Raw genomic sequence first — 20255 nt, forward strand, 5'->3', positions numbered from 1 at the left:
AACCGACGCCCACCGCGCCCGCCGGCCGCAGCCGGCGATGTATCCCAACGATAGCGGCCGATGTACGCCGCATCCCTAGCTTGTTGCCCACATGTGAATACCTGACCTCGGAGGGTTACGGGTGAGACAGAGACTACGAGGGCCACTGATCGTGGCCTTGGTGCTGGCCCTGGTGGCCACGCTGGGCGGGATGGAAACGCTCCGCCAGTACCAACCGGACCCGGCGGCCACTGCCTCGGCCGGTGACGACGACATCCTGACCCGGCTCGGCAAGGCCGCCCGCGGCCTGGTCGGCGGCGGGGCCGCGAAGGCCCCGGCGGAGGCGGTCCGTGCCGGCCTGTACGTGGAGCAGAAGCTCCCGGCCGGTGTGCGGAAGAAGCCCGCGAAGCGGGTGAAGGAGTTGACCGGTCGTCGGTCGGCGACCACCCGGGTGTACAAGATGTCGGACGGCAGCCTGCAGGCGGAGGTGTCGGCGACGCCGCAGTTCTACCAGGACGCCAAGGGCACCTGGCAGCCGATCGACTCGACGGTCTCGCCGTCGAAGGCCGGCGGGTTCGCGGCGGCGAACACCACGAACACCTTCACCAGCCGGTTCGGTGATTCGACCACGGCGCTGACCCGGTTCGAGTTGGACGGTCAGCAGGTCACCCTCGGCCTGGCCGGCGCGCCGCGGGCGCTCAAGCCGGTGCTGAACGGCCACACCGTCACCTACCCCGGCATCGCCGAGGGCGTGGACCTGGCGTACGACGTAACCGCCACCTCGCTGAAGGAGCGGCTGGTGCTGCGCGCCCCGTCCGCCGCGGCGGCGATGACGTTCACGCTCGACGCGGGCAAGCTGAAGGTCGCGCAGGGCAAGGGCGGTTCGATCGAGTTCCGGTCGCCGGTGGACAACCGGGTGCTGCTGGTGATGCCGGCGCCGTTCATGTACGACGCCAAGGCCGACAAGTCCTCGCCGTACGGCTTCGCCTACAGCACCAAGGTGACGCAGACCCTGCGGGCCGACGGCGGCCGGTGGGCGATCGACGTGGCGGCCGACAAGGGCTGGCTGGGCGACCCCAAGCGGGTCTACCCGGTGACCGTCGACCCGACCATCAAGGTCCAGCCGGACAGCCAGGCTGGGCAGGACGCGATGGTCGTCTCCGACGGTCCGAGCTCCAACTACGGCACCGGCTGGAACCTGTCGGTTGGCACCACCGACCTGGCGGCGGCGCGCAGCCTGGTCAAGTTCAACCTGAGCTCGATCCCGGCGAACACCACGATCGACTCCGCCTCGCTGCAGATGTACTACGACACCACGCACACCACCAACGCGTACGACGTGCCGATCGAAGTCCGCGAGGTCATCACGGCCTGGGACGAGTCCACGGTCAACTGGACCCAGGTCAAGGACGCCATGGGCTCCGGCGCGGCGACCGTGGAGATGGTCGACGACACCGACACCGCCAAGGTCGCGGCGAAGGGCGTCTGGCCGCTATCGACCAACAGCACCCTGAACAAGGACGCCGTCAAGCAGACTTACCTGTACAACAGGGACGACATTGCGGGGGACACCTACACCTGGGTGCCGGCCGTGCCGGAGGACGGCACGTACACGGTGGAGGCCCACTACCTTCCGGCCAACGACCGGACCGACAAGGCGCAGTACACCGTCACCCACGACGGCGGTGTCACCACCCCCAAGCCGGTCAACCAGAAGCTGCCGGCCAACGCCGATTGGGCCAGCCTCGGCCAGTACCCGTTCAGGGCCGGCACCACCGGCCGGGTCATGCTCAGTGACGCCAACACCAACAGCACCACTTCGGTCATCGTCGACGCGGTGCGGCTGACCAAGTCCGGCGGCCTGATGCGGGCCAAGGAGGCCAACCTCTGGCACTCCTTCGCGGCGACCAACTTGGTGCAAAAGTGGGTCAACTCAGGCGGCAACAACGGCTTCATGGTCAAGGCGGTCGACGAGGCCCGGCTCGGCCACGGCGGCCCCCGCTACCAGGCGGCGGAAAACGTCTACGGCGGCGAGACCGAGAACGCCCCGAAGCTGATTATCAACTACGGCAACCCCGGCCTGGTCGTCGACACCCCGCGCACTCTCTACCCGACGGGCGCCGCGCTGCGCTGGTCGGCGTACGGCGGCGCGGACATCACCGAGTACCAGGTGCACCGGTCGACCACCCCGAACTTCACCCCGACCGCGGCCACCCTGGTCGCCCCGGTGAGTAAGGCGGTCACGTCGTTCACCGACTCCACCGCCACCCCCACCGGGGCCAGCTCCACCGACCCGTACGGGCAGACCTACTACTACCAGGTGGCGGTCAAGACCAACGGCGGAACTGTCGTCCCGTCCACCGCGGTGACGGCCAAGCTGCCGAAATCCGGCCAGGTGGTGCAGACCATCCAGGCCGCCGCCGACGTGACCCTCTCCTCCCACCCCGACAAGCAGACCACCAACCTCAACACCTTGGATGGCAAGACGCAGCTGATGGCGGGCAACAACTCCGTCGATTACAACTCCGCACGGTCGCTGCTGCGCTTCGACACCTCGTCCATCCCGGCGAATGCGAAGGTGCTGTCCGGATCGCTGAACCTCTGGGGCTTCAGCACCGTCATCGGCACCTCGCAGCAGTCGACCTACTCGGTGCACACCCTCAACAAGGCGTTCGACCCGACGGCCGCGACCTGGGTGAAGGCCAACAGCACCACCAACTGGACCACCGCCGGCGGTGACTACTCGGCCACGGCCGCCAGCTCGCTGGCCAACTTCGGTGTGGACGACGCGCCGCAGTGGCGGCGCTGGGCGGTCAAGGACTCCGTCCAGAACTGGGTCACCAACCCGACCGCCAACAAGGGCTTCCTGGTCAAGTACACCGACGAGGCAGGCCGGCTCAAGGGGCACAGCCTCTTCGCGTCCAGTGAGGGCACCGAGGCGCTGCGCCCGCAGCTGCAGGTCGTCTACACCCAGCCGGACGCGGTGCAAACCTACTACGCGCCGTCCACCCCGTCGGTGATGACCTCCGACGGCACGTACAGCATCCCGGTCACCCTCGCCAACCCGACCGCCACCCCCTGGCTCAAAAGCGAGTGGGCGCTGACGTACAGCTGGACCCTGCCCAACGGCGACCCGGTCCCCACGGCCGGCACGCCCCTGAAGACGGCACTGCCCGTGGACGTCGCGCCGATCGGCTCGCCCACCGGCATCAGCAGCGTGGACGTCACCGCCCAGGTCAAGGCCCCGGCGACTAGCGCCGACGGCAACCGGCGCAACAACTACACCCTCAACTGGGAACTCAAGAAGACCGACGGCACCAAGCTGACCGGGATCGCCCCGCTGCCCCAGGACATCGCGGTCGAAGAGCCCACCTCCGACCAGCTCGGCCTGGAGAAGTACTACTCCTACGCGGGCAAGAACACCGGCGCGGGCGGCACGCTGATGAACAACCTGTTCGCCGGCAACACCGTCTGGTCGTACAACGCGTTCAACAACCCGTCGCGGGGCCTGTCGACCTTCGTCCGGCTGGCGTACAACTCGCTGGACACCAGCGACTCGGTGGCCGGCTACGGCTGGTCGCTGCAGGCGTCGTCGATGATGCGCCTGGGCACGCCGCTGGACTTCCACCCCAACCCGAACCCGAGGAAGGTCACCTTCACCGACGGTGACGGCACCAGCCACCGGTTCATGCTGAATGACGCGACGGGGGAGTGGATCAGCCCGAAGGGTGTGCACCTCTACCTGGAGAAGGTCACCAGCCTCGACTGCAAGCCCAACACCGAGGAGCCGAAGGCCTGGCGGCTGACCAAGCCGGACCGGACGCAGTTCTACTACGACTGCGAGGGTTTCCTCACCAGCGTGGTGGACAACAACGAGAACGAGATGGTGTTCACCTACGAGGAGCGCCGGTCGAACAACAAGCCGACCAAGTTCCTCCGGTACATCACCGACCCGGCCGGGCGGATCACCCTGACCATCGACTACTACGCCAAGGGCCAGGACTACACGTACATCGACGACACGGACTGGCTGCCGAGGTCCGGGACTAACCTCACCAACCCGCACATCATCGACCACGTCTCACAGATCACTGACATCTCCGGGCGGAAGTTGACCTTCGCCTACACCGACAAGGGGCTGCTCGCCCAGCTCATCGACGGCGTCGGCTCCAGCGGCGAGTTGGGCCTGGAGAAGAAGTTCCAGTTCCGCTACGACGCCACGCAGGGGAACAAGAACGTCAAGCTGGTGCAGGTCACCGACCCACGGAATCACTCCACCAAGCTGGCGTACTACTACCCCCAGACGGGCGACGACCCGAAGTGGCACTGGAGGACGAAGTCCTACGACGACCGGCACACCGACGAACGCCTCACCACGTTCACGTACGCCGACCCGGACGCGACGGACAACATCCTGACCACGGTCAGGGACGCCGAACTCCGCGAAACCAAGTACCTGATGGACGTCTTCGGCCGGCCGATCGAGACGACCAACGCCAAGCAGCAGAAAACCACGCTGGGGTGGGATGACGACCACAACGTCACCACGCTCATCGAGGACAACGGCGCCACATCGACCTGGGTCTACGACGCCAAGACCGGCTACCCGACGCTGATCAAGGACGCCGAGGCGGTCGCCAACGGCACTCCGGGTACAGAGCTGAAGTACCAGTTCCAGCTGAACGGGTACGTCGCCGACCTGGTCGAGAAACTCAGCCCGGAACGGCGGAAGTGGACCTTCGGCTACGAGAACGACGGTGACCTCTCCTGGGTGGTCGACCCGAAGGGCAACACCACGTCCGACCCGGAGGACTACAAGACCTCTTACACGTACGACGCGTTCGGGCAGATGCTGACGGCGACCGACGCCAACGGCAACACCACCAGGAACGACCTCTTCGACGCGAACGGCTACCCGCAGAAGATCATCGACGCGAAGACGAAGGAGACGACGTTCGTCTACGACCTGCGCGGCCAGGTCACCAAGGTCACCGACGCGTACGGCAAGGAAACCACGCAGACGTACGACACGTTCGGACGTCCGCGGGAGAACCGGGTCCCGAAGGACCAGAACGCCGGCGAGTTCATCGTCACCCCGGCACCGACGTACGACGCCAACGACAACGTCCTGAAGTCCTTCGCCCCGAACGGCGCCTTCACCGAAGCCCACTACGACGCGGCCGACCAGGTGGAGTTCACGCTGGCACCGGTTGACGAGGAGGGCGACCCGCAGCGGAAGACCTCGTTCACCTACGACAAGGTCGGCAACCTGAAGACCGTCACCGAGCCGTGGGGCAACCTGACGCCCGAGGTGCCCGGGGACTATGTCACCACCAACCACTACGACGAGATCTACCAGCTCACCAGCGTCGTCAACGCCAAGAGCCAAACGATCTCGTACGAGTACGACAACGTCGGCAACGTGCGGAAGGTCGTCGACCCGCGCAAGAACGCCACCAGCGCGACCGACGACTACACCACCGTCTACGAGCACGACAAGGCCCACCGGGTCAAGAAGGTCACCGACGCCCTGGGCAAGTTCACCAGCACCACGTACGACCGCGATGGTGTCGTGAGAACCACGACCGACCAGCTCGGCAACACCACCGAGACCATCCCCGACCCGCGGGGCATGCCGGAGCAGGTCAAGGTGCCGCACAAGAACGACAACGGCACCATCACCTACCGCATCACGCAGTACCAGTACGACGAGGTCGGCAACCGCACCAAGGTGACCAGCCCGCGGGGCGTGAACACGCCCGACGACCCGGACGACTTCGCCACGGTGACCGTCTACGACGAGCTGAACCGGGTAGAGGAGACCCGCACCGCCTACGACGAGCAGGACGCCCGTTACAAGACCGCGGACGTCACGACCTACGAGTACGACGACGTGGGCCGGCTGAAGATCCTCAGCTCGCCGCCGTCGGCGGGCGAGTCGGTCCGCAACGACACCCACTACACCTACTTCGACAACGGCTGGACGAAGACCAGCCGCGACCCGTGGGACATCCTGACCACCTACGACTACAACAAGCTGGGCGCCCAGACCGAGCGGACGCTCACCCCGGCCGGCGAGGATCCCGACGGGGGGTCGTCCAACCGGACGATGACGTGGTCGTACTTCCCCGACGGCAAGCTGGCGTCCCGCTCCGACAGCGGGGTGCCGGTCGGACGGCACGTGGTGCTGGTCGACAACTCCGACTTCAACAACGTCACGACTGCCGGGACCTGGACGGCCGCGACCTCGGCGACGGGGAAGGTCGGCCCCAACTACGCCACCCGGCCGGCGGGGACCGGCACGAACACCTTCACCTGGAAGCTGAACGTGCCGCAGGCCGGCACGTACGAGGTGTTCGCCCGCTACCCGCAGGTCTCCGGTGCCGCGACCAACGCGAAGTACACGGTCAGTCACGGCGGCGGCGACACGGAGAAGACGGTCAACCAGACCACCAACACCGGCACCTGGGTGAGCCTCGGCTCGTACAGCTTCACCGAGGGCAACACCCACAAGGTGTCGCTGTCCGACCAGGCCAACGGCACCGTCGTCGCCGACGCGGTGAAGCTGGTCCGGGACAACACCGGCGAGGTCGACGACGAGAGGGTCAACTACACCTACCGCTACGACCCGAACGGCAACCTCAAGAGGATCACCGACTCGTCGCCCAACGCCCGGGTCGACACGTACTCGGTCGACTACACCGAACTGAACCAGGTGCAGACGGTCACCGAGAGCAAGTCGGAGACGCCGACGAACACCACCACCTTCACCTACAACGAGAACAGCGCCCCGCGGACCACCAGCCACGAGCGGCAGTACGCCAGCTACGACTACGACGAGCGTGACCTGGTGTCGACGGTGATCAACGGCAAGTCCGCCGACGATCCGGACAAGAAGACCACCACCTTCACCTACACCGACCGGGCCGAAAAGCTGAAGGAGGTCAAGGGCAACGGCAACACCGTCGACTACACGTACTACCTCGACGGACTGCTGAAGAACCAGGTTGAGAAGAAGTCGAACGGGACGTTGGTGTCCGAGCACACCTTCACCTACGACCTGAACGGCAACCGCACACGGGACGCGGCGAAAAAGATGAACGCCGACAACAACGCGGCGTATCTCAACACCACCAGCGACTACACCTACGACCCTCGGGACCGCCTCGCTCAGCTGGTCAGGACGGGTGACGGCGCCGACACGGAAACCTATGTGCACGACGCCAACAACAACGTCATCAGCCAGACGATCAAGGATGCCACGACCACCTTCAACTACGACCGCAACCGGCTGCTGACCGCGACGACGGGTGGGGCGACGGCCTCGTACAACTACGACCCGTTCGGTCGGCAGGACACGGTGACCGCCGCAGGCGAGGTGATCGAGCGCAACGTCTACGACGGCTTCGACCACATCCTCGAGAACCGCAAGAAGAGCGGCACCGGCACGACCGTCACCGAGTACACCTACGACCCGCTGGACCGGACGACGACGAAGACGACCGACGCCGGCGGGACGAAGGAGAAGACGACCACCTTCAACTACCTGGGCCTGTCGTCAGAGGTGCTGGACGAGGAGGTGGCCGACGAGCTCACCAAGTCGTACCAGTACTCGCCCTGGGGCCAGCGGCTGTCGCAGGTCACCCACAAGGACGATGGGACCGAGGAGGAGGCGTACTACGGGTACAACCCGCACACCGACGTCGAGCAGCTGACCGACGAGACCGGCAACACGAAGGCCACGTACGGCTACACCGCGTACGGCAAGGACAACGAGGCCGAGTTCACCGGTATCGACAAGCCGGACGCCGCGGACCCGACCAAGGAGCCGTACAACGCCTACCGGTTCAACGCGAAGCGGTGGGACCAGGCCTCCGACTCGTACGACATGGGTTTCCGCGACTACAGTCCCAGCCTCAACCGCTTCCTCACCCGGGACAACTACAACGGTGCCATGGCCGAGTTCAGCCTCGGCCTTAGCCCGTGGACCGGCAACCGCTACGCCTTCGGCGGCGGAAACCCGATCAGCATGATCGAAGTTGACGGCCACCGTCCGTGCGGTGACGATGCGTGCCGGCTGTACGAGAACGAAGCAGGGCAGGTGGTCGATCTTCGTTCTGCGTCACAGATCCCCGACGAGGACGAGCTGCCAGATGACGGTCCGTCCCCCAAGGAGATGTGCGGAAACGCGAGCCTCGACTCGTGCCTGGTCACGTTGCAGCAGCATGAGCAGGACAAGCGGAACCTCTGTAAGAACATGCCGCCGGACCGCTGCCTGATGGCGCTGGAAGCCGATCGAAACAACCCGGGCTACACGCCGCCGGGAGAGACCTGGACGCTGCAGCCACATCCGGACATCGCTGGCATCCGTATGTATGGTCTCTGCGTCAATGGTAGTGTCGCGGGCTTTCTCGGCGCCGGGGAACAGGCCTGCATCGTGGGTGACGGCCAGGGTGTGGGTTGGACCTACTCACTGCAAGGGGATGTTGGCCCTAATGCTGGTTTCGGCGTGGGTATTAGCGGCGTGGCTTCCGATGGAGCTATCCACGACCAAATTGGCTCATCTGACTACTGGCAGGGCAGCCTGGGGAAAGTTGGGAATGTCCAGTATTCAGCTGGCCCCGGGGCTTGGAACCAACCAGTAAATACGGTCAGCGGTGGGGTTGGCATCGGGGTCGGGGGCGGCTATACCGAGGGTAAATCCGGGACCATTGGGGGCCGCTTGTTTGATTGGTGGTGGTGGGACTGATGCACGTGCATCAGCGGCATCGAATCCGAGGTTGGCGATGATGCTGACGTGACGAGCAATCGGGTGTCGGGTTCGACGGGCCGCCGGAGTTTGTTCAGCCGGCGCTGACGGACATCGGGGTCAAGGGTGGCCGCCGAGGTGAGTTTCCGCCTCGGCGGCCACTGCTCAACAGAAGTATGGCGAGATCACCTGGCCGGAACCTGCGCGCTCGGCTCGGCCACTTCCTTCACAAGTAGTAAGTTTTCAATTCGGGAGCGAGGCGTTCAACGAATCCGGTCGGCGGAGCGCTCCAGTCAGAAACTTTGTTACATCGACACGCCGTTGTGACGCATTGAGACTCGTCACCATTTTCATCCCTCGATGTGTCTTGCTGCTGTCCACAACAGGCACTTAGCCTGAGCGCGCTCAAAGGCTCAACGGGGGAGCGGCAACATGCAGGTGGAGCTCAGGCTACTCGGCAGGATGCAACTGTTCGTCGAGGGTGCCGACGTCACGCCGGGGGCGGCGAAGCGGCGGGCCGTCCTCACCGCCCTGGCGCTCGGTGCCAACCGGCCGGTGTCGCTGAACCGTCTGTCCAAGGTGGCCTGGGGCGACGTGCCCCCGCCGTCCGCGGTGGCCAACCTGCGGTCGCACGCGATGGGGCTGCGCCGGGTGCTGGGTGACCGGTTGCTCGCCCGATCCAACGCCTACGAGCTGTGCCTGGCCGGCGAGGAATTGGACGTCGACCGGTTCCAGCGGCTGGCCAGCAAGGGCCGGGCCGACCTGGCGGCCGGGAAACACCGTGCGGCGGTCGCGACGCTGACCGCTGCACTCGATCTTTGGCGTGGACCGGCCGGGGACGGTCTGCCGCCGGGGCCGCTTCTGGACGGTCACTGGGCCAGCCTGGAGGAGCAGCGCCTCCAGGTGTTCGAGGAGTGGGCGCAGGCGCGTCTGGCCGTCGGGGACCATGGCGACCTGCTCGGCGACCTGCGCCGCCATCTCGCCGCGCACCCGCTGCGCGAACGTGCCTGGGGTCAGTTGATGCTCGCCCTCTACCTGTGCGGGGACGTGCCGGCGTGTCTGACCGCGTATCGGGAGGCTCGCGCGGCGCTCGACGAACACCTGGGCGTCGAACCGGGGGAGGAGCTCGCGGCGCTGCACCGGGCTGTGCTTGACCGCTCCCTCGAAACGACGCACACCGCAGGCACCTCGGCCGGGCCGGAGAGCGAGGGGCGCGGCAACACACCCCTCGTACCCAGGGAACTGCCGGCCAACCTGACCACCTTCGTCGGGCGTACCCAGGAGTTGGCCGACGTGGTCGCGGCCGTGCGTGGCAGGACGCCGGCCGCCGTGGTCGTGAGTGGGCCGGCAGGCAGTGGGAAGACGGCGCTTGCGGTACGCGCGGCGCACGCGGTGGCCACCGAGTTCCCGGACGGTCAGGTCTTCGTCGACCTCGGGCGCCGACCGTCGATGACGGCCGGCGAGGTACTGGGCCGGGTGCTGCGCGCACTCGGGGTGCCCGCCGCCGAGGTGCCGGGAGACGTGGACGAGAGGGCCGGGTGGTACCGCTCCCGGGTCGCCGGCCGGCGCATGCTGCTGGTGGTCGACGGGGTGACCGGGGCCGAACAGGTGCGACCGCTCATTCCGGCCGGGCCCGGCCCGGCTCTGATCGTCGTCGGCCAGCGGCGGCTGCACGGGCTCGACGGCGTCACTCCGGTCGGGCTGCGTCCGCTGTCCGCCACCGGCGCGTGGGCGCTGCTCGCCGCGCACGTCGGGGCCGACCGGCTGGACGCGGAGCCCGCCGCCACCGCCGGGCTGATCCGGCTCTGCGCCGGCTCGGTGCTGGCCCTGCGAATCACCGCGTTGCGGTTGGCGAGCCACCCGAAGCTGGCGATCGGCGTCCTGATCGGGCAGGCGCGTGACGCGCAGGCCCGGCTGGACCTGCTGGCGTTCGGCGACCAGTCGGTGCGGGCGAGCCTGGCGGCTGGCGTCGCCGCGGTCCGCTCCGGGGACGAGGTGGCCGGCCGGATCCTCGCCCTGCTGGGGGAAACGCCCGATGCGGCAGCCGCCCCCGACCGTACGGCGGCGCGGCTCGGCGTCTCGGCCGAGCGCGTGTGGCGTGCGCTCGAGGACCTGGTGGACGCGCACCTCGTGTCCCGGGACGAGCGGGCCGGGTACCGGCTGCCCGCACTGGTCGACGACTACGTGGCCGAACTCGCGGCGACACCGTTGACGGCGGGCGGCCGGATGAGCCCGATGGCGGCGTGACGGGGCCTCAGGAGGCTCCGCCGCGCACGATGGCCACCGCCACCCGGCAGAACTCGTCCATGTCCGGGTTGAAGCCGGCCGCGATGTCGGGGTGCAGGCCGGCGCGGGTCTCGTCCAGCAGCCGCTGGCAGACCTGCTCGACCGGCTCGCCCGCGTAGCTGGCCCGGACCCGTTCGGTGGCCGCCTGCAGGGCCGAGGTCAGCTGATCCTCCAGCGCGCCGCGCAGCTTCTCCTGCACAGGGTCCAGCGCGCTCGGATCGAGCGTGACATGTGGCTCCGACATCGGCGCTCCCTTCGTCGGCGTCCGCGGTACCCCACCGCGGTCGTCGGTCAAACCTCGGCCGGTACGGCGGCCACCCGGACCTGGTACGAGAAGTCCTCTGCGGGCTCCTCCGCGTACGACAGCCGCCGGATCTGCCGGTCGTCGTCGTAGAGCGCGACGTCGACCAGGACGCCGAGATGGGCCAGCCCGATGTTGGCGACCCGCTTCTTGTCCTGGAGCACCGCGCACACCCCGCCGAGCAGGGTGCTGGCGTCCGAGGTGCGGTGCCCCGGCGGGCAGCGCAGGATCAGGTCGACCTCGACGGGCCCGGGCAGCGGCGTCCAGCCGGTGCGCTGGGCCGCGGCGCAGGCCGCCTGGAGCAGGGCGCGGACCCTCGTCGCCTGCCGGTGTCCGGCGGCGAAGATGGACAGCGCCTCGGTCTTGACCGGTGGCAGGCCGCTCACCTCGAACGTCAGGGCGAGAGCGCGGGTGTCCTGCACGACGGCACCTCCTCGTGGGGACGATCCTGCCCAACCGGTGGACCGGCGGAGGGAAGTTCGCGCGAGAACCAACCGATCGGGCGGGCTGGGGTCGGCCGGAGGCGTATCGACTTCGACGGCGACGCGCTGGCTGGTGAAGCTCACCTGACGCTAGTCGACCCGGCGGGCGCGGGGTAGCCCCACCGCGCCCACCTGCTGGGAACGACCGCCGGTCAGGCCGGCCGGCGCGGGGCGAAGGCGCAGAACTCGTTGCCCTCCGGGTCGGCGAGCACCCACCAGCCGATCGTTTCGTCAGGCTCGCGCAGCAGGGTCGCCCCGGCGGCGATCAGGGCGGTGGCGTCCGGGCCGGCCAGGTCGACGTCCCAGTGCACCCGGTTCTTGACCCGCTTGCGCTCCGGCACGGGGTCGAAGAGCCAGTAGTCCCAGGGGAAGTTGGCCGCGCCGACCACCGAGACGTGGCCCTCCGCCGAGGTCTTCACCCGACCGCCCACCACGCCCGCCCACCAGGTGGCCTGGGCCGTCGGGTCGGCGCTGTCCACCACCATCTCGAACGGCCCGGGCCGCCTGCCCTCGCGCGCCGCGAACGCGCAGAACTGGTTGCCCTCCGGGTCGGCGAGCACCCACCAGCTGATCTCGGCGTCGGGCTCCCGCACCAGCCGGGCGCCCGCGGCCAGCAGCGCCGCCGGGTCGGCGTCGGCCAGTCGCAGGTCCAGGTGCACCCGGGTCTTGCCGGTACGCGGCTCGGGCACCCGGTTGACCCAGATCGACTCCGGCCCGGCCCCGCCCGGCCGCGGGTCGACCCGGAAGTCGCCGTCACCGGTGTCGACCACCTCGCCACCGAGGATCCGGGCCCAGAACCCGGCCAGCGAACGGGGGTCGGCGGCGTCCATGCAGAGATCCTTGAAGCGCGCGATCATCGGGTCATCATGCCCGCCCACCCGACACCACGCCGCCCCGCCGCGGGCCGGGGGAGGGTCAGCGGCGGCCGCGCTTGACCTCGTGGAAGGCCGGCATCCGCAGCAGTGGCAGCAGCGAGTCCCAGATGGTCAGCGCGTCGTCGAGCTCGGGCACCTCGCTCAGGATCGGCCCGTGGATGCCGCGCTCCGCGCCGGGCACCATCAGCACCGGCGAGCCGACGTCCGGGCCCGCCGAGGCGCACGCCACGGCGTGCGACTCGCGTACCGCCTCGTCCCAGCGCTCGTCGTCGAGGGCCGGCGCCGCCTCGCCCAGCCCGGCCGCGTCGACGGCGGCGGTCACGATCGACGCGGCGAGCGGGTTGCCGGCGTCGTGACTGCGTGCGCCCAGCTCGGTGTAGAAGCGGGCGACGTCCTCGGGGCGGCCCTGGGCGCGCAGCGCCTCCACCAGCCTCAACGCCCGGCTCGACGCGGTCATCGCGTCGGCGAACTGCGGCGGGACGTTGCCCTCGTTGAGGATCGCCAGGCTGAACGCCCGCCACCCGACGCTGAGCCCGCGGGCCTCGGCGACCCGCACCAGCCAGCGCGAGGTGCGCCAGGTCCACGGGCAGGCGGGGTCGAAGAAGAAGGTCGCATCCATCGGCCGAGCCTACGGCGGGGCCGACCGACCCGCACCGCGGTGATCTCCCGCACACCCACGGCCCGGACATGCGCATCGTCACGCTGAGGTTTCGGGGCGTCGCGGGTCGGGCACTGTGGGCGCACGAAACGCCCGGACCTGGCGCGATTCCGCCGCCCACTGTCCGGGCCGTCTCGCCGTGCGCCGGGGCACGGGCCTTCCCCCGGTCTCTCGCCGAAGAAAGGGGGAGGGCGATGACGACAGACCCCGAAGCGATCCGACATCGGCGCCGTCCGGGCGTTCGGCTCGGGGCGGCGGCCGCCGCGCTGGCGCTGGTCGCGCCACTGGCGGCGTGCGGCTCCGATGGCGCAGGCGGCGGTACGCCCACGATCAACCTGTACTACCCGCCGGAGCAGAACCTCCAGAAGGTGGTCGACGACTGCAACGCCCAGGCACAGGGGCGTTACCGGATCGCCTACCGGGTGCTGCCGCGGCAGGCCGACGACCAGCGGGTGCAGCTGGTCCGTCGGCTGGCCGCGCAGGACACCGGGATGGACGTGCTCGGCCTCGACGTCACCTGGACCCAGGAGTTCGCCAGCGCCGACTGGATCCGCGAGTGGACCGGCCAGGACAAGGCCGAGGTGGAGCAGGGCACGCTGACCGGCCCGCTGGAGACCGCCCGGTACGAGGGCAAGCTCTACGCCGCCCCGAAGAACACCAACGTGCAGCTGCTCTGGTACCGCAGTGACCTGGTGCCGCAGGCCCCGACCAGCTGGGACGACATGATCAAGGCAGCCCAGGACCTCAAGGGACAGGGCAAGCCGTACCAGGTGCTCACCATGGGCGCCCAGTACGAGGGACTGGTCGTCCTCTACAACACCATGGCCGAGAGCGCCGGCGGGAAGATCCTCAGCGACGACGGCAAGCAGGCCGTGATGGACGCCGGGACGGTCAAGGCGCTGGACCAGCTCAAGCGCTTCGCCACGTCGGGCGTGGCCTCCCCGTCGTTCACCAACGCCACCGAGGACCCGGTACGGCTGGAGTTCCAGGCCGGCGGCGGCGCCTTCCAGGTCAACTGGCCCTTCGTCTACCCGGCGTTGCAGGAGGCGGACCCGGAGCTGGCCAAGAAGGTCAAGTGGGCCCGGGTGCCGGGCATCGACGCGAACACCCCGAGCAAGGTCACCATCGGCGGGGTGAACATGGCGGTCAGTTCCTACTCGAAGCACCCGACGGAGTCCTTCGAGGCGGCCAGGTGCATCCGCAACGAGAAGAACCAGAAGTTCTCCGCCATCAACGACGGCGTGCCGCCGACCATTGAGAAGGTCTACGACGACCCGGAGATGGCCAAGGCGTACCCGATGAAGGAGACCATCCTCGACGAGCTCAAGGAGCCGGCGGTCCGACCGCTGACCCCGGCGTACCAGAGCATCTCCACGGTGATGTCGGCGATCCTGTCGCCGCCGTCGGGGATCCAGCCGGACCGGACGGCCGACGAGTTGCGCGACGCGATCTCCGACGCCCTCCAGTCCAAGGGGGTCCTGCCGTGACGAACCGAACCCAGCGCCGCCGGCCGACCGGTGGCGGCAACCGTCCGGAGGTGACGGCATGAGCATCAACGCCACTCCCACCGGGGCGGAGGTCGCGGCCGAGGCCGAGCGGCCCACCGGCCGGCACGCGGCGGTGCCCGCCCAGCGGGCCGGCCGCCGGGCGAAGACCCCGTTGAGCGAGAACAAGAAGGCCGAGCGCCGGCTGGGCTGGCTGCTCTGCGCCCCGGCCGCGCTGGTCATGCTGCTGGTGACCGCCTACCCGATCATCTACTCGGTCTGGCTGTCGCTGCAGCGCTTCGACCTGCGCTTCCCCGACCAGCGCGAGTTCATCGGGCTGGAGAACTACGGCACCGTGCTGACCAACGAGTTCTGGTGGACCGCGTTCGGTGTCACCATGCTGATCACGGTGGTCACCGTCGCGATCGAGCTGGTGCTCGGCATGGGGCTGGCGCTGATCATGCACCGGACGCTGGTCGGCCGGGGCATCGTCCGCACCGCCGCGCTGATCCCGTACGGCATAGTCACGGTGGTGGCCGCCTTCTCCTGGCGGTACGCCTGGACGCCCGGCACCGGCTACCTGGCCAACCTCTTCGACGGCAGCGCGCCGCTGACCGAGCGGGCCAGCTCGCTGGCGATCATCATGCTGGCCGAGATCTGGAAGACCACCCCGTTCATGGCCCTGCTGCTGATGGCCGGGCTGGCGCTGGTCCCGGAGGACCTGCTCAAGGCCGCCTCCACCGACGGGGCGACCGCCTGGCAGCGGTTCACCAAGGTGATGCTGCCGGTGATGAAGCCGGCGATCCTGGTCGCGCTGCTGTTCCGCACCCTGGACGCGTTCCGGGTCTTCGACAACATCTTCGTGCTGACGGCGGGCGGCAACGAGACCTCCTCGGTGTCGATGCTCGCCTACAACAACCTGATCCGGGGCCTCAACCTCGGCATCGGTTCGACGATGTCGGTGCTGATCTTCCTCACCGTGGCGATCACCGCCTTCGTCTTCGTGAAGCTGTTCGGTACCGCTGCTCCGGGCAGCGACGACGGGGAGAGGCGCTGACATGGCCGAAACCACCACCCGGGCGAAGCTGCGCTGGGGTCTGCTGGACGTCATCGTCGTCGTCTTCGCGCTGATCCCGGTGCTCTGGATCGCCTCGCTGTCGTTCAAGACCCCGGCCACCCTCACCGACGGGAGGTTCATCCCCCGCGAGTGGACGCTGGACAACTACCGGACGATCTTCGACACCGACCAGTTCGTCCGGGCACTGGTGAACTCGATCGGCATCGCGCTGATCGCCACGCTGATCGCGGTGGTGCTCGGGGCGATGGCCGCGTACGCGATCTCGCGGCTGGACTTCCCCGGCAAGAAGCTGCTGGTCGGCGTCTCCCTGCTGATCGCGATGTTCCCGCAGGTGTCGCTGGTGTCGCCGCTGTTCGAGATCGAGCGGCAGCTCGGCCTCTTCGACACCTGGCCGGGCCTGATCCTGCCGTACATCACCTTCGCGCTGCCGCTGGCGATCTACACGCTGTCGGCGTTCTTCAAGCAGATCCCGTGGGACCTGGAGAAGGCGGCCAAGATGGACGGCGCCACCCAGGGCCAGGCGTTCCGGCGGGTGATCGCCCCGCTGGCCGCGCCCGGCCTGTTCACTACGGCGATCCTGGTCTTCATCTTCTGCTGGAACGACTTCCTCTTCGCGATCACGCTCACCTCCACCGAGCGGGCCCGCACGGTGCCGGTGGCGCTGTCGTTCTTCACCGGCGAGTCGCAGTTCGAGGATCCCACCGGGGCGATCTGCGCCGCCGCCGTGGTGATCACCATTCCGATCATCCTGTTCGTGCTCTTCTTCCAGCGCCGCATCGTCTCCGGACTGACCTCCGGCGCAGTCAAGGGATAGGTGGTAGTCGTGGCTGACATCGTGCTCGACAAGGTGAGCAAGCGGTTCCCGGACGGGACCGTGGCGGTGCAGGACGTCGATCTGGAGATCGCCGACGGCGAGTTCGTCATCCTGGTCGGCCCCTCCGGCTGCGGGAAGTCCACCACCCTCAACATGATCGCCGGGTTGGAGGACATCAGCTCCGGTGAGCTGCGCATCGCCGGGCAGCGGGTGAACGACAAGGCGCCCCGGGACCGGGACATCGCGATGGTGTTCCAGTCGTACGCGCTCTACCCGAACATGACCGTCCGGGAGAACATGGCCTTCCCGCTGCGGCTGCAGAAGCTGGACAAGGAGACCATCACCCAGAAGGTGGACGAGGCGGCCAAGGTCCTGGAGCTGACCGCGCTGCTGGACCGTAAGCCGGCGAACCTCTCCGGCGGCCAGCGCCAGCGGGTGGCGATGGGTCGGGCCATCGTCCGCCAGCCCAAGGCGTTCCTGATGGACGAGCCGCTGTCCAACCTGGACGCCAAGCTGCGGGTGCAGATGCGCACCGTGGTGTCCCGGCTGCAGAAGCAGCTCGGCACCACCACCGTCTACGTCACCCACGATCAGACCGAGGCGATGACCCTCGGCGACCGAGTGGTGATCATGCGGGGCGGCGCGGTGCAGCAGGTCGGCCCGCCGCAGGAGCTCTACGACCACCCCCGCAACCTCTTCGTCGCCGGTTTCATCGGCTCCCCGTCGATGAACTTCCTGCACGCGGCGGTCTCCGATGGCACCTTGCGGACGGCGCTCGGCGACGTGCCGATCGGCGATCGGCTTCGCCGGCAGCTCGAAGGGGCCGACGCTCCCCGCGAGCTGATCCTCGGCATCCGTCCGGAACACTTCGAGGACGCCGAGCTGGTCGACGACGAGACCCGCCGCCGGGGCATGGAGTTCGAGGCGCCGGTGGACATCGTCGAGTCGATGGGCTCGGACAAGTACGTCTACTTCACCGTCGAGGGGGAGCGGGCCAGCGCCGCCGAGCTGGAGGAACTGGCCGCCGACGCCGGCGCCGCCGACTTCACCGGCACCGGGGCCAGCCTGGTCACCCGCCTGTCGGCCGAGTCCCCGGTGGCGGAGGGCACGAGCCGCCGGGTCTGGTTCAACCTGGAGAAGATCCACCTGTTCGACCCGTCCAGCGGTCGCAACCTGACCCTGCACGAGGGCCGGGCCGCGGGCGCGCTGGCCGACTGACGGTCGTCGCCGAGGGGCCGGTGGGTGTCCACCCCCGGCCCCCTCGCGTTGCCGCCCCGGCCCCAGTCCCGGAGCAGCTACCGAGCCTGGGCGTCCTCACCGACCGTCACACCGCCCGTGCCGGCCGACACCCGAGCGGCACGCTTTGCTCTGCTGCCGCCCCGGCAACAGTGACGATCCGTGGCTGTTGCCGGGAGGGCAGCAGAGCAAAGCGTGCGAGGCGAGGGTGGCGGGGTGGGGTAAGAGTTCGGCATCCAGGCAGGTCAGGGAGATGGCGCGTGTCTGGGCGGCCGGCGTCGCTCGCGGGTGGAGGTCAGTCCGGTTACGGATGGTGACGATGCGGGTGGCGCGGAGCCGGGGTCACCAGGAGTGATGAAGGGGCAGGCCGAGGAAGTCGGCGTACCGGGTGAGGGCGGCCTCGACCCGACCGCGCACCGTGTCGTCGAACGGGGTCAGCTGCCGCACGGTCACGCTGACCCGGGCCCGGCCGATGGTGCGCTTCCACGTGCCCACGACCCGGCCGCCGCGCACGATCGTGGACTGGAACACGCCGTTGCCGCCGGGGACCACGGCCTGCCGGTGCGCGGGGTCGAGCATCAGCGTGCGGTCCTTGTAGCCGAGCAGGTACTCGTCGAACCCGGGCAGCGCCAGCACGTCGTCGCGCGCGGTGCGGGGTGCGTCCAGCAACGCCGCGTCGAGCACGGCCGGCACCCCGTCCACCTCCACCGTGGCCAGGTCGTCGCCGGCCACCGCGATGCCCCGCCGGGCGTCCGTCGCGGTCAGCCCCGTCCAGCCGGCGAAGTCCTGCCGCGTTGTCGGCCCGTGGGACCGGAAGTAGCGGAGCGCCAGCAGACCGAGCGCCTCGTCGCGCTCGAGGCGGCGCGGCTCGGGCGCCCACTCGTCGAGCAGGGCGAAGGTCTGCTCGGTCCCGACGTGCGGGGCGATGCAGGTGACGCCGCGCTGGCTGGCGTACCAGAGCAGGTGGTAGCCGCGCTGGCCGGCCGGGTCGATGCCGGCGGCGGCCAGGGTGGCCAGGCACTCGGCGCGGGTGAGCCGGCCGCCGCCGGCCAGGGCCGCGCCGAGCACGTCGGCCGCCCGGTCGGCGTCCGCCTCGGTGAGGCCGAGCGCGTTCCGGCGGGCCGCCGCGCCGCGCAGCGCCCGCACGCCGGTCACCTCGAGCATCCAGCGGGCGTCCCGCGGGGGTACGAGGTGCACGGTGCCCCGCATCGGCCAGGTACGCAACGCCTCCCGGCGTTCCAGGGCCGCCCGCACGTCCGCCACCGTCCACCCGGGCAGGCGGGTGCCCAGCGACCACAGGCCGCTCGCCGCGTCCTGCGCCTGCATCGCGCCGAACCACTCGACCACGCCGGCGATGTCCCGCGGCCGGCCGCGCGGGTGCTCCCGCAACAGCAGGCTGGTCATCCGTAACGCCAACGCCTGGCCGCCGGTCAACCGCACAGTGCCGCCCTTCGCCCGGTAACGACGGTCAGCCTAGGCGGCGGCACCGACACCGATCCGGACACGGCGCCGGGCGGGCGGGCCACGGCCCACCCGCCCGACGTCCACGATCACCGACCGTGGCGTGCGCGGTCAGCGCCGCCGGCGTGCCGGCTCCGGCACGTCCGCGTCGACCCGCTCGCGGCGGACCTGGGCGTCGATCGGCTCATTCTCGACGATCTCGTCCTTGGTCAGCCGGACCCGCTCGACCGGCACCTGGTCCTTGCCGACCACGGGCCGCTCGGCGCGCAGCTCCATCTCACGCTGCTCGTCGCGGATGTCCGGCCGGACGTCGCCGCGGTTCGCCGCGGTGATCGGCTCGCGCACCACCCGTACCTCGTCGTGCTCGACCGGCACCGTGGTGTGCACGTCCTCGGTCACCACGTGCTTGTTCAGCCGGGCCTTGCCCGCCGGCTCGCTCTGCGTACCGACCCGCAGCCGCTCCTCGGACCGGGTCACCTCCGGCGCACCGGGCCGCCGCTGCGGCTGTTCCTGCTGCTGCTGGATCTGGTAATGCCGGTAGAGCTGGGCGAGCTGGTCCGCGCCGAGCGGCGCCTCGGTCCCCGACTCGACGGCGGGCGCGCTGCGCACGGTCGCCTTGTCGTAGGGCACCCGCAGGCGACCCTCGGCCATCCCGGCCCCGGCAAGCGGCGCCATGGACTCGTGGTGTCCCATCACGCCGGTCTTCACACTGACCCAGGTGGCCTCGCCGGCCGGATCGGCCCAGACCTGGGCCACAGTGCCGATCTTGGCGCCCGAGCGGTCCTGGACGTCCTGCCCGTACAGCGAGCGGACCTGCTGTTCGGTGAGTCGCATCGTTCGTCCTTCCTCTCG

General features: G+C 69.2%; 12 protein-coding genes. 6 read left to right on the forward strand and 6 right to left on the reverse strand.

Annotated features, from left to right (window positions below):
- The first annotated feature begins 160 nt into the window (after positions 1-160).
- Positions 161-8728 carry a golvesin C-terminal-like domain-containing protein gene (locus tag GA0074696_RS13040; protein ID WP_157745880.1) on the forward strand — a complete coding sequence of 2856 codons (8568 nt, stop codon included), beginning with the start codon at positions 161-163 and terminating at the stop codon, positions 8726-8728.
- A gap of 432 nt (positions 8729-9160) precedes the next feature.
- On the forward strand, positions 9161-10975 hold the full coding sequence (locus GA0074696_RS13045; protein ID WP_088961363.1) for an AfsR/SARP family transcriptional regulator: 1815 nt from the start codon (positions 9161-9163) through the stop codon (positions 10973-10975).
- A 7-nt stretch (positions 10976-10982) separates the two neighbouring features.
- Here GA0074696_RS13045 and GA0074696_RS13050 read toward each other — a convergent pair whose 3' ends face one another.
- From GA0074696_RS13050 to GA0074696_RS13065, 4 genes are all read right to left on the reverse strand, one after another.
- The gene (locus GA0074696_RS13050) at positions 10983-11258 is read right to left on the reverse strand and encodes a hypothetical protein (protein ID WP_088961364.1); all 276 of its coding nucleotides are present in this window, start codon (positions 11256-11258) and stop codon (positions 10983-10985) included.
- Positions 11259-11305: 47 nt separating this feature from the next.
- Positions 11306-11737 carry a RusA family crossover junction endodeoxyribonuclease gene (locus GA0074696_RS13055; RefSeq protein WP_088961365.1) on the reverse strand — a complete coding sequence of 144 codons (432 nt, stop codon included), beginning with the start codon at positions 11735-11737 and terminating at the stop codon, positions 11306-11308.
- Positions 11738-11949: 212 nt separating this feature from the next.
- Positions 11950-12654 (reverse strand): VOC family protein, encoded by a 705-nt coding sequence (locus tag GA0074696_RS13060; protein ID WP_088961366.1) that lies wholly within the window; start codon positions 12652-12654, stop codon positions 11950-11952.
- 58 nt (positions 12655-12712) lie between these two features.
- On the reverse strand, positions 12713-13291 hold the full coding sequence (locus tag GA0074696_RS13065) for a mycothiol-dependent nitroreductase Rv2466c family protein (RefSeq protein WP_088961367.1): 579 nt from the start codon (positions 13289-13291) through the stop codon (positions 12713-12715).
- A 233-nt stretch (positions 13292-13524) separates the two neighbouring features.
- Here GA0074696_RS13065 and GA0074696_RS13070 point away from each other — a divergent pair, with 233 nt between their 5' ends.
- The 4 genes from GA0074696_RS13070 to GA0074696_RS13085 are packed head-to-tail and all read left to right on the forward strand — an operon-like array spanning position 13525 to position 17924.
- Entirely contained in the window at positions 13525-14817 is a 1293-nt protein-coding gene (locus GA0074696_RS13070; protein WP_088961368.1) for an ABC transporter substrate-binding protein, read from the forward strand.
- A gap of 58 nt (positions 14818-14875) precedes the next feature.
- Positions 14876-15871 carry a carbohydrate ABC transporter permease gene (locus GA0074696_RS13075; protein ID WP_088961369.1) on the forward strand — a complete coding sequence of 332 codons (996 nt, stop codon included), beginning with the start codon at positions 14876-14878 and terminating at the stop codon, positions 15869-15871.
- A gap of 1 nt (position 15872) precedes the next feature.
- Positions 15873-16706: a carbohydrate ABC transporter permease gene (locus tag GA0074696_RS13080; RefSeq protein ID WP_088961370.1), complete on the forward strand. Its 834-nt coding sequence runs from the start codon at positions 15873-15875 to the stop codon at positions 16704-16706.
- 9 nt (positions 16707-16715) lie between these two features.
- Complete coding sequence (locus GA0074696_RS13085; protein ID WP_088961371.1) at positions 16716-17924, forward strand: ABC transporter ATP-binding protein; 1209 nt, start codon at positions 16716-16718, stop codon at positions 17922-17924.
- A 360-nt stretch (positions 17925-18284) separates the two neighbouring features.
- On the opposite strand, the gene GA0074696_RS13090 is transcribed toward GA0074696_RS13085, so the two are convergent.
- Positions 18285-19346 (reverse strand): winged helix DNA-binding domain-containing protein, encoded by a 1062-nt coding sequence (locus tag GA0074696_RS13090; RefSeq protein WP_088961372.1) that lies wholly within the window; start codon positions 19344-19346, stop codon positions 18285-18287.
- 168 nt (positions 19347-19514) lie between these two features.
- Positions 19515-20237 carry a YsnF/AvaK domain-containing protein gene (locus GA0074696_RS13095; RefSeq protein ID WP_088961373.1) on the reverse strand — a complete coding sequence of 241 codons (723 nt, stop codon included), beginning with the start codon at positions 20235-20237 and terminating at the stop codon, positions 19515-19517.
- Positions 20238-20255 lie beyond the last annotated feature (18 nt).

This window comes from Micromonospora purpureochromogenes, assembly GCF_900091515.1.
GTDB classification, from domain to species: domain Bacteria; phylum Actinomycetota; class Actinomycetes; order Mycobacteriales; family Micromonosporaceae; genus Micromonospora; species Micromonospora purpureochromogenes.

Excerpts from the sequence above, each read along its gene's own strand:
- GA0074696_RS13070 (WP_088961368.1), top strand. The coding sequence starts at position 13,525 with ATGACGACAGACCCCGAAGCGATCCGACATCGGCGCCGTCCGGGCGTT.
- GA0074696_RS13075 (WP_088961369.1), top strand. The coding sequence starts at position 14,876 with ATGAGCATCAACGCCACTCCCACCGGGGCGGAGGTCGCGGCCGAGGCC.
- GA0074696_RS13095 (WP_088961373.1), bottom strand. The coding sequence starts at position 20,237 with ATGCGACTCACCGAACAGCAGGTCCGCTCGCTGTACGGGCAGGACGTC.
- GA0074696_RS13065 (WP_088961367.1), bottom strand. The coding sequence starts at position 13,291 with ATGGATGCGACCTTCTTCTTCGACCCCGCCTGCCCGTGGACCTGGCGC.
- GA0074696_RS13050 (WP_088961364.1), bottom strand. The coding sequence starts at position 11,258 with ATGTCGGAGCCACATGTCACGCTCGATCCGAGCGCGCTGGACCCTGTG.
- GA0074696_RS13060 (WP_088961366.1), bottom strand. The coding sequence starts at position 12,654 with ATGATCGCGCGCTTCAAGGATCTCTGCATGGACGCCGCCGACCCCCGT.
- GA0074696_RS13090 (WP_088961372.1), bottom strand. The coding sequence starts at position 19,346 with ATGACCAGCCTGCTGTTGCGGGAGCACCCGCGCGGCCGGCCGCGGGAC.
- GA0074696_RS13045 (WP_088961363.1), top strand. The coding sequence starts at position 9,161 with ATGCAGGTGGAGCTCAGGCTACTCGGCAGGATGCAACTGTTCGTCGAG.
- GA0074696_RS13080 (WP_088961370.1), top strand. The coding sequence starts at position 15,873 with ATGGCCGAAACCACCACCCGGGCGAAGCTGCGCTGGGGTCTGCTGGAC.